The organism is Streptococcus sp. 27098_8_73, assembly GCF_041432495.1.
GTDB lineage: Bacteria > Bacillota > Bacilli > Lactobacillales > Streptococcaceae > Streptococcus.
Genome location: NZ_JAPVZT010000012.1, coordinates 69,919 through 81,711 on the forward strand (window position 1 = coordinate 69,919; position 11,793 = coordinate 81,711).

Consider the following 11,793-nt stretch of genomic DNA (forward strand, 5'->3'; position numbering starts at 1 on the left):
CAATCATTTGCTCTTGAAAATTAAAAAACCTACTGACTGTCATTCAGTAGGAAAAATATAATCAAATCGCTAAATCGAATTTGAGCTGAGGTTTGACTGGATCGTAGTCTAAGAGCTCAAAATCCTCTACCTTGATATCAAAGAAATTGGTTCCATCCGGCACATTTAAAATGAGTCGTGGTTGACAATCGCTAGGCTCTCGGCGTAAGAGTTCCTCCGCCTGGTCGAACTGATTGTCATAGATGTGCAAGTTATTGATAAAGTAAAAGAACTTGCCGACCTTCCAACCGAAATGCTTGGCAATCATCATCTGCAGAGCCACATACTGCATAGCGTTGATGTGGTGAGCCACTAGCATATCATTTGAGCGCTGGGTCAGAGTCGCATCCAGACAAATGTCTCCATCTACACGCCGAACATCAAACATGGTCTGAAAAGCGCATGGTAGTAAACCGTCCGTTTCTTCAAATGCTTCATAATCCCAGAGAGAGATGATATTGCGGCGGTTCCAAGGATTGGCTTCCAGCTGTTGGAGAATTTTATGGATAATATTGTGCTTCTTGACAACGGCTCCGTAACGCTGGCCAATGGTGCCCGTATCACCAACTTCCCAGTCATTCCAATAGTGTACATTGTATTTGTCATTGAGCAATTCCAAGCTATTAGACTGGTCTTGATAGATCCAAAGGACTTCCTTGATGGCCGACTTGATGGCAATCGGTCGCAGAGTCGTGATTGGGAACTCTCCCTTGCTCAAATCGTATTCTGCGAAAGAACCAGTGATATATTTAGAGTTGGCGACATTTCCATCCTTGTAGCGCGGACGGGCATTCTCAGAAAAAACACCTTGCTCCATAATCTTTTTTATATTCTCTTTGAAAATCGTATCTGCTAGCGTCATGATTTCTCCTTCGTTCAGTGAACTTTTTCTAGTATAGCAAATTTTCCATAAAAATTCTCCTGCCAAGTTTAGCAGGAGAAAACTTTATTTGACCCATTCATCTGGATGATTGAGCTTATTCGCATCTTTTTCTGATAATCTCAAGGTGATATCTGACACAGCAGGGATATTTGAAAGGGTGACATAGGGGTAGTTTTTGTAGGTCGTGAATTTAACGCCACTTTTTCCCTTTCTCCCACTAATATCGTAGATGTAATTAACCTCTGCATCATCAGGTAAATCAACCCAGGCATCTTCATTATCTTCCTCAGATTCGACCTTATCCAGAATGTCTGCAAATTCATCCAAGGTTTTGGTGTTTCTTGTCTGATAAATCTGCTGATTCTGACTATTCAATATGGTCAGAAAACCTTCTGTCTTTGATTTGCAAGCGGATAAAATCAAAAGAAGAATGGGAAATAATATTAGAAAATATGCAACTTTTCTCTTCATTTTTAGCCCTCCTTATAGCTATGCTAAGAGAGGAAGTAGTTAGAACTATTGAAGTACCAGCGAAGCTGCTCCAATTACGCCAGCATCATTTCCAAGTGTAGCCAGCGCTAATTTAGTTGACGTACGTACTTGCGGGAAAGCATTTTCTTCATAAACTTTACGAACACCCTCAAGTAGGAACTCTCCTGCCGCTGACACTCCACCACCAATAACGATCGTTGATGGATTAAGTGTTGAACCGATATTGGCACAAGCAATTCCCAAGTAACGTGAGAAGTTACGATAAACGATCAAGGCAAGGTCGTCGCCTTCTTTTGCCAAATCAAATACAGTTTTAGCAGTTACTTCTTCTCCGTTATCGATCAAGCGTTTCAAAGTTGCGTCACCTTCATATTCATCAGCGTAACGACGAGTCAAGTTGACAATCCCTGTTGCTGAGGCAACTGTCTCAAGACAGCCTTTTTTACCACAGGTGCATGCGATTGGTTGATCGAAATCAACAGTGATATGGCCCAGCTCGCCTGCCGCACCTGCCACACCGTGGAGCAATTTACCTTCCGCAACGATACCGCCACCAACACCTGTACCAAGCGTCATAAAGACAACGTCTGGCTGGTTTTCACCAGCACCCATCCAACGCTCACCAAGCGCAGCTACGTTGGCATCATTATCAATGAAGAATGGAATGCCTGTCGCTTTTTCGATTTTCTCTTTTACCGGTTGAAGGGTCTTCCAGTTCAGGTTATAGGCACCGATAACAGTCCCTTTCTCACGATCAACCACACCCGGTGATCCCATGCCAATTCCGACAAAGTCCTCAGCTGATAGCTTTAGGAGCTCCAAACGATGCTGAATAGACTCAATCATATCGTCTACAATATGGCTTCCTTCATCCAAAATATTAGTTTTAATAGACCATTTTTCTTGGATTTCACCCTCTTGTGTTAAAATTGCAAATTTGATAGATGTACCACCAAGGTCAATCCCAATAATTTTTTTTGACATGATATTCTCCTCTGTATTCGTTCTCCCTCTTATTATAGCAGATTTTTTTAACGGTGAAAAGGTTTGCACGGTATTTTTTGTAAATCGCTGATTACTACACTTAAATTAGAGATTATGAATATTCTTTCATGTAGAAAAATAGCTTTTGAACAACAATAAATAAGTAATAAGATCAAGAAGAGTAAAGATTTCTTTTTCACAATTTCAGAGACTTCAGACTCTGCATTTTAGATTCCGAACATCAAAAAGGAGAAGACCAAAAGATCCTCTCCATAAATTGACTTATCATCAAACCACTACAGTTGACAAAGAGCCCTTTTATTCTTCCTTCTTCTTCATCAGGAATAATCCTGTCAATGCTAACAGAAGGCCGAGAAGGAAGGCTGAATCTGTTGCTGTGCCTGTACTTGGTAAGGTTGCTGACTTAGTGGCTGGACCTTGACTCGGACTAGCTCCTTTAGCTCCTTGCACTTGCTCCTGCATCTGCGGGGTTGCAGTTGACTTGTAAACAACCGCATAAACACCTAGCTGATCTGTCATGTACTCGACATAATGACCTTTTTGCTGGAAGGATACCGCATCAAGCTGATTAGCTACTGTCATAAAGAAGACATTTTCAACATCTTTATTAGATGCAACTGGAAGGCTGACAAAGACCTTGCCCTTAGGCTGAACAGCTTTGCCAAATTGGTCTTCTAGTCTAATGTCATAAGCATCGTAGAGCTTACCTTCTAGGCTTTGAGCTGCTACTTTCTTAACCTTCAAGGCCACAACTTGATCAAGCGTGGTCTTCATACCAATCACTTGAACCTTGGTAGCTTCATCCATCAAGATACGTAAGTTATTTTCTGGCTTAGATGGCTCTACAGGCTTCTCTGGTGTAGTTGGTTTGTTTGGTTTCTCTTCCCTGCTTCCAACTTCCACGATTTGATCTACTGGCACTTTAGAAACGAAGCTATCGCGAGTCACTCGACCAGTTTCTTGACCATTTTCGATGGTCACTTCGACAAGCGTGGTCTTCTCGCCGTTCTTGCCTTCTTGGACGACTTTTCGAGCGCCCTTAGGCAACTGTGGGTTTTCACGTTCGACAGTATTAAACGGTAAAGCTTCGGCCACGATATCAAGGCGTGGTTGCTCGACAACCAGATTCTTAACGCCTTCTGCTGGGGTGACTTGTTCAACTGGCTTGCCAACTTCCACAATCTGATCCACTGGGATTTTGGAAACGAAGCTATCACGAGTCACTCGACCGCTTTCCTTGCCATTCTCAATCGTCACTTCAACAAGCGTGGTCTTCTCACCATCCTTGCCTTCTTGGACAACTTTTCGGATGCCCTTAGGCAATTGTGGATTTTCGCGCTCAACGGTGTTGAACGGTAGAGCTTCAGTTACCACATCCAAGCGTGGCTGCTCGACAACCAGATTCTTAACGCCTTCTGCTGGTGTAACCTGCTCAGCTGGCTTGCCAACTTCCACAATCTTGTCGACTGGGGTTTTGGAAACGAAGCTGTCACGAGTCACACGGCCAGTTTCTTGGCCATTTTCGATTGTTACTTCAACCAGCGTGGTCTTTTCACCGGCCTTGCCTTCTTGGACAACTTTTCGGGTGCCCTTAGGTAATTGTGCGTTTTCACGTTCAACAGTATTAAACGGTAGAGCTTCAGTCACTACATCCAAGCGTGGCTGCTCGACAACAAGATTCTTAAGACCTTGATCTGGTGTTACTTGCTCAACTGGTTTGCCAACTTCCACAATCTGATCGATTGGGTCTTTAGAAACGAAGCTGTCACGAGTCACACGACCAGTTTCTTGACCATTCTCAATCGTCACTTCCACAAGCGTAGCCTTTTCGCCGGCCTTGCCTTCTTGGACAACTTTTCGGGTGCCTTTCGGCAATTGTGGATTTTCTCGTTCGACGGTATTAAACGGTAGAACTTCTGTCACAATATCCAAGCGTGGTTGCTCAACTACCGGAATCTTAACACCTTCGTCTGGAGTCGTTTTGTGAACTGGAGGTTTTGGTGTATCTGGATTGGGTGTCTCAGCAATCTCGGCATGATAGGTAGAGACTTCGTAAAACTCAGGGCGACCACCTTCCCACTTCAACTTAACATCTAATAAGTGGGCGCTGTTAGCGAGCTGGAAGGTTTGGAAACTTGTGGTAACCGCACCCAAGTTTTGCCATGCTGTTTGGCCATCTTTGGAAATGGTTCTTACCCAAACGTGCGCTGAGCTTCCTGATGGAATATCTGAAATCAGGCGAACGTGATTTGATTCTGTCTTTTCAGATAGATGGTAAATCAACTCACCGCTGTCTTGAGTCGCCTTGTAACTGTTGAGAATATTTCCATCTGCTATATTATTCTTTTCAGATGACTTGGTCTCTGTACCAGTACCTTCCACAGTTGGATTATTGACTGACTTAGTGTATTCTCCATCATTGATAACTAACTCTGTAAATCCAACAAAGCGATGACGATAAGGAGCTGTGTAGAGCACTCGGAGATATTTCGCCGCAGTTGCTTCTGGCAATTCTCCCTCAATATAGCGATTTCCAGGTCGCTGTGAATCATGTGTCCAGCCATCAGTTAAGGAGTCGTCACGTACTGGATTTTCCTGACCATCTCCCACTGAAACGACATCTTTCCAGGTCTTGCCATCTGCGCTAACTTGAATCTTTCCATCACGAAGATAGTTCTGTGTACCATCTTTAATGTAGGCACGAATCTTCTTGATTTGACGGGTTGCTCCAAGATTGAGCGTCATATGACCATCGGTTTGTGGATAATCAGAGAATTCAACATAATTGTTTAAATCACCATCAAAGAGCTGGTCTAGGTTTTTCGATTTACGAACATCTCCGCTACCATAGTTAGGATCAATACCCATGCTGGTAGACTCAATCGATGTTGGTTGAATTTCCTTAGTGGTCAAGAGCAAGGAAGTTGCTCCGATTGCCTGTCTCTGACCTGTCTTGTTTTCAATACGTACATAACGAACAAGCTGGTGGTCTTGTAACTCAGAGGCACTATACCACTCCACTCCATTTGGAGAATAGCGAAGCTGGAGTGCTTGATTAGCATTCTCACCCAGTTTCAAATCCTCAATTTCATGGAGACGATCTAGTTTCATTCCAAGATATTGGCCCGTATCTAAAGTTGTACCGGCTGGAATATGCATCTCGTAGCGACCCAATTTTTCATGGACTTGAGTAGCCTTGAGTTGCTCAACATTAGTATCTGTATACTGGTCTGTTCCAGTCTCTGACTCAACAGATAGGTTGCCAATTCGCCACCAGAAATTAGTCTTTTGCGTATTTCTAACACGTACATAACGGATATTCTGATTGGTTTCAACTTCTTTGCTTTGCTCACCTGTCAAGTTGGCTACTGTTGTCCAGTTTTGTCCGTCAGTAGAGACTTCGATGACACCAGCTGCTAGCTTATCTGTCACACCTTGTACCAAACGAATCTTCTTGACTGTTTGTTGAGAACCAAGATCCAACTGCACCCAAGCATCTACTGGCGTTGTATCTCTTTCTCCATTTGCCGTTGAAGAACTTGCCAACATTGCTTCTGTGCTATCACTATTGTCTGTCATCTTGGCAGCCGTTGTATTGAGTTTATAGACCAGATTTGGACTGATGGTAATGCTTCCAGCTTTCTTCTTGGCATTTTCAAGAGGACGGTTAACTGCGATTTCACGGACTGCAAACCAAGTATTGTCTCGGTCTTCTGTCGCCACCATCCGAACGCCCTTAGCCTTAATTTCAAGATTATCTAAGGTAATCTCCGACTCATTTCCGACATAGTTACCTTGAGGAAGGGCAGTCCACTCACCTGCTTCATTTAAGTATTCAATCTTGGCCTTGTTAAAGGTGTCTTTCGGATTGCTGACAGCTCCCATAGCAAAGCTCAATTTCTTGATAGAAACAGGCTTATTGAACTGAAGTCCAACATAATCGCCAGCGCTAATTCTAGTTGGATTTTTAAAGATAATCTGAGTCGACAAGTCTCCGTCTAAGACCTGAGCCAAATCTCCTTCACCACCTGTACGGTTAGTAATAAAGGTCGTTACAACTTTATCTGGATTCAGTTCTTTTTCGATTTCCTTAGCCAGATATTCTTTTAGGTTAAGGATAAATGGACGGATATGCTGCACGCCCAGCTCAGCATTTTCATAGTGGTCAACATACCAGAAGGAATGTTTCTTAGATTGCTCATAATCTTTTAAGCCCTTGTAGTAATTATTCCAAAGGCCGTCAGCATTTTTGCTACCAATAAATTCAGTAGCTGTCAAGAGAGCATCCAGAGCATTCATCTGGTCAATGGTATTGTCAAGCCAGTACTTAATCTGCTCACGCATCTGTTCATTTCCTGATGATTTATAGGTCTCAGCTGCAGCTTTTAGTTTAGCAAATTCTGCCTTCAACTCTTTGCGCTCAGCTGAGACATCTTGACCTGTTTTCAGCTTGTTCATGAAGTTTGTCAGTTTCGGAGCTAGCTCTACAGACTCTTCTAGCTTCACAACACGATTATCCATATGTTGGTTAATCATGTGCTTACCTAGCTCACGGAAGGCTGCAGATTCTTTGGTCTCTGTAAAACGACCTGTTTCTGCAAAGTTGAAAGCTATATCGTTAACAGCTTTGGCTTCCGCCTCATTCTTCCAGATATTCCAGCCGTACTCTGCAGCTGAGAAGAGAGCAATTTTAGATGGTTCTGATTGCTGCATTGGATTGAGCATGACCCCACCGATTAGGCTTGGATCCACACCAGGATGTAGGAATTTCTCACCACCACCCAATATAAGGTGTTGCTTAGAATTATCTGTACACGGCCAGTTAATCCAAAGTTGAACAGGACGATATGGTTGACCAGATGCCTCTATATTTTGCTTGAGTTGAGTCAAGAAGTTTTCAGAAACTTCACCCCAAATCTTGCCTCCTGTCAGAGTCATAATGCTACTTTTCGGAAGATTACGGTTTAGAGAACGCAGTTCGTCTTCTCGACCATTGCCCCAATACTGACTTGGAACAAAAATCATCTCTTTCTTCAAGCCTGGATAAGTCGCTTGTTTTTCAGTCAACCAATCGGTCATATCTTTCATCAAGCGGTTATAACTTTCATAACCACCATAAGGCTGAGCTGCATCATCTGCAAGGATACCAAACTCACGAACGCCGACGTCCAGCAACTGAGTAAATTTAGCTTTGATTGCATTCAAGTCTTCTTGGTAAACCGTCTCATTTTGGAAGCGAATTCGACTATTCATAAATGGATGAATGGTCCAGACATAGCGAGTCTTAGTTTCATTCCCTACTTTAGCAAGTTGGCGGATTTCTTCTAGTTTTTCTTTTGGATAAAGTTCTCTCCACTTACTGTTGTGATATGGATCATCTTTTGGTGCAAAAATATACTGGGTCAGTTTCAAATCACCACCGTAGCGCATCAAGGCCGCCCGATCTTTATTAGACCATGGATTACCATAATAGCCTTCGATAAAGCCACGATTCTTCATATCAGCATAATCTTCAACATTGACCTCACGCAGAACTGGAGCAGAGCTATCATTTAGCATATGCTTGAGTGTTGTTAGTCCATAGAAGACAGCATCTGTATCTTTGCCGACAATAGAAATTTGCTGACCTTTAACAACTAATGAATAAGCATCAATCTTATCAAATAGTCCTTGGTTAACAGACTCTGTTCTCTGAGCTTCTTCCGCTTTTGAGCCAGTCTGGTGAACTCCCAGATAGATATTGGTTGCGTCAGCTTCGGCCGTCTTACCAGTAGTATAGGAGATATTGCTATTTTGCAAAATAGATTTGAGTCGATTACGAGTGTAAATATCAACTTGCACACCGATTACCAAATGAACTTTCTTATCTAAACGTACCAAGCCATCACCATAAGTAACCTTGTGAGGAGTTGGGAAAATCTTATACTGTTTCTTAAGGTATTCTTGGCTTCTCAAAGCTGCTTCTACTACACTTGGATCTGCTGGTTTTTTAGCGATAAAAGTATCTCCCAATTCAACAGTTCCGTCGTCTTTCGGAGTTGGAGCTGGAGTTTCAGGTTTTGGATCTGGTTTTGGTGCTGGTGGTGTAGCAGGCTCATCTGATGTAGCTATTGGTTTCAAAAGATTGATTTCAGCTGCACTGGCATATCCTTCCACTCCCTGTAGAATCTTCAACTGGATTGTATCCGTTTCGACAGCTTCAAAGTTTGCAATCTTTTCAGCTGCATTATTATCCCAAGTACCTTCAGCTACCTTAACCAATTGATCAGCCTTTTTAGCATAAACTTCATATTTAGTCACAAGACCATTTCCGCCGCCTGGACGAGGAAGGTAAGTCAAAGCATTGACAGCTGTCGCTTGCTTCAAGGTCATAGTAACCGTATAAGACGGATCCTTCTTCGTCCAATGTGAATGCCAGAAGGTTGCAGGATTGCCATCAAAGGCTTTAGAAACAGCTCCTTCTGTAGCATTTCCTGGTAGCTGCTCACTACTTGCTTCCACACGGGCAATCTGATCCTGTGCAATCAAACGTGGATTGACAAATGGCTTATCAGATAAGCTGAGATTGTGCAAAGTACCTTCAAAACCTCCGATTTTTTCAAGAGGTAGGACAAGACTTGTGTGAGCCAATCTTGGATGAGCTGGATTGGCAATACGATTGATCTTTTCACCATTGACATAGAGCTCAGTTGACTGAGGTTTGGTGACAAAGACTAGCTCATAGCGTTTACCTTTTTCCAATGTCTTGTCAAACTGAATATGGTGTTGCTCAAACTTATAGGCTACTTTACCTGACTCATCAGACAAATAGAGCTTATTCCCCTCACTAGAAGCCAACTCCTGCACACCATCACCTGTAACCGTCACATCAACTTTTAAGACGTGACTTGGACCGACGTTACCAATGGCATTTTCAATCTTGCTTTCTTTATTGAAGACTAAACCTTTAGCATTTTGTGTGATGTTTTCTGCATCGTAACGCTTGATTGTCTTTGGATTGATTTCATAGGTCTCAGTATCATCAATCTTGTACTCTGGATTGCTACCGGGTGCATAAACATAGTCTGCGCGTGGTAAAGTTCTTCCTGCAAAATTGTTAGCAGCCCGGTTTGATCCCCAAGTCTTTTCAGCAGTAACTCTTGTTGCTTCAAAGAAGCGCTTGAAAATATCATAAGAAGTCATGCCTGTTTCGTGGAGATCAATATTATCATTCCAAACAGCATGTCCACCACCCAAGATGTGAGGGTTTGAAGCTGCTAATTGTGGACCATTTCCTGCTGTCGTAAAATCATTTGGCGTCCAGCGATTATATTGATACTCATAAGAAGAGTAATCACCGTATGCTCCTTGCTGGTTATTACCATTTGGCACACTGTAAGTCGGAACATCCGTAATATTGATAATTTTAGCACCAGCCTTCAAAGCCGCTTGTGGATGTTGCCAACCTAGACTCCAGATATCCACCTCGACACCCTTCAAATCAACTGGTGTTTGCCCACTCTTACGGCTAAGTGAACCCCAAATTCGTGGCGTATAGCCCTTACCTTTGATATAGGTGACCAAATCATTGACATAACGACGATAGTTTTCATTGTTGCCATAGTACTCATCTGTTCCGATGTGAATCGTCTTAACACCACGAAGCGGTGCATCCTTACCATCCAGCAATTTATCATAAACAGACTTGACAAAGCGCAATGTTTCATCATAATTCTTGTCCAAATCAAGCATCTCAACACGCTCTACATTGTGCTTATTCGGACTCAGCTGTCCTTTATACATCAAGTCTGGACGAACCTTCACAAATGATAAAGCATGCCCCGGTGTATCAATTTCTGGTACTAAGTTGATTCCTAACTCATCAGCCAAAGCGATGAGTCTTTGCATTTCATCCTTAGTATAGTGTTGCTTAGAAGTCAAGGGCATACCATTGTCACCGACAATATCTGTCTGTAAACGGAAACCTGTATCTGCATGATTGAGCACATATTCAATTTCCTGCTCCTTGGTCAGATGTTTACCTGCTAAATGCTCCTTGAGGAAAATATAGTTATCATTCAAATGCAACTGCAAGTCATTCATCTTGTAGTAAGCCATGTTTAGCATAATGTCCACAAGAGTATCATAAGGAATAAACTTACGACCAGTATCTAACATAAATCCTCGGTGGCTGAAACTTGGAAAGTCTCGAATTTCACCATTTTGGATATTTTCTTGACCCATTTGAAGTAGGGTTCGAGTAGCATAAAAAGCACCTTTATTGGTCTGCGCTTCAATGGTAAAGACATTATCACGAATCGTAATACCATAACCTTCTTCACCATAGCCCTTGTCCGTTACCTTTTTAAACTCAATACGATGCGCGGATGTACTGTCTCCCTTGGCAAGCTCTAATCCTCGAGAAACCAAGTCATTAGCATAGAAATTAGCTGCCTTGTCAAATCCCGAATCTCCAACAGATAGAACAGTGTCTTCCAAAATAGAAGAACGTCCTTCCTCACCATGCCATTGCTGAACAGTTGGAGCCACTGTTGGCTTGTCTCCAACTCCCTCGTCTGCATAACGACCAGGAACTCTAACTTCAAATTCCTTGGTAATGGTTTGGCCCTCATGCACTTGTTGCAAAGAAACTTTAACTGTCTGCTCTGTTAAAGGCTGGTGGATTTTATTATTCAGATCAATCACACCTGTTTTATTGCTACCAACTAAGCTAACTTTACCTGGTAATTCAGGTAAAACAAGTGAATGTCCATCTTGAGCCAAAGTCAGTGACTCTACTTGGTTAAGATTTGTTACCTTATCTGGTTCTGGAATGTTAGAATAAGCTCGTATTTCCTGAATACCGACATTGCGCCAGCGCATACTACCTTCAGTGTATTTTGTGATTTCCAACTTGAGATATTTGGCTTCAATTGGAGTATCAAGATTAACCCTTTCATCTAAGATAGGTTGACCATCTTTTTCATAAGCTAGTTTCCATTTACGAGTAGCTTCTTCTTCATTAATAGCTTCTGCTGTAGCATAATAAAGTTTCCATCCTTGCACATTTGGATCATTAGGCTGTCCCGCTCTCTGCCTACGATCCCAATCAATCTCAATTCGCTTGATTGATGTCACCTTATTTAAAGTCATGGTTAGATGAGGAGTTACTGCATTCCTATCTGTTGCCCAACGACTATTGTCGTCTCCATCTACAGCTTTATCGCCAGTATTAGATGTATTCTGCTCATGGTTGGACGCTCTCACCTGTGCATTCAATAAATGATTAACATCAGGAATATTTACCACTTCTTTCACTGGTGTAGTTGGTGCTGAAGGTGTAGTCAGTGTTGGTTGAGTCGGCTGTGGATTAGTTACTTCTGTGTTTGCAGACG

At 42.4% G+C, this 11,793-nt stretch carries 4 protein-coding genes and 1 pseudogene; all 5 read right to left on the reverse strand.

Annotation, left to right across the window (positions count from 1 at the left end):
• Positions 1-61: 61 nt before the first annotated feature.
• Positions 62-901 carry a thymidylate synthase gene (locus O3651_RS08650; RefSeq protein ID WP_371610181.1) on the reverse strand — a complete coding sequence of 280 codons (840 nt, stop codon included), beginning with the start codon at positions 899-901 and terminating at the stop codon, positions 62-64.
• Between the two features lie 84 nt (positions 902-985).
• Complete coding sequence (locus O3651_RS08655; RefSeq protein WP_371610182.1) at positions 986-1,393, reverse strand: hypothetical protein; 408 nt, start codon at positions 1,391-1,393, stop codon at positions 986-988.
• A gap of 45 nt (positions 1,394-1,438) precedes the next feature.
• On the reverse strand, positions 1,439-2,398 hold the full coding sequence (locus tag O3651_RS08660; protein ID WP_371610183.1) for an ROK family glucokinase: 960 nt from the start codon (positions 2,396-2,398) through the stop codon (positions 1,439-1,441).
• Between the two features lie 318 nt (positions 2,399-2,716).
• The gene (locus O3651_RS08665; RefSeq protein WP_371610184.1) at positions 2,717-3,874 is read right to left on the reverse strand and encodes a G5 domain-containing protein; all 1,158 of its coding nucleotides are present in this window, start codon (positions 3,872-3,874) and stop codon (positions 2,717-2,719) included.
• Positions 3,875-11,793 (reverse strand): annotated as a pseudogene (locus O3651_RS08670) (beta-N-acetylglucosaminidase domain-containing protein); the annotation flags it as partial.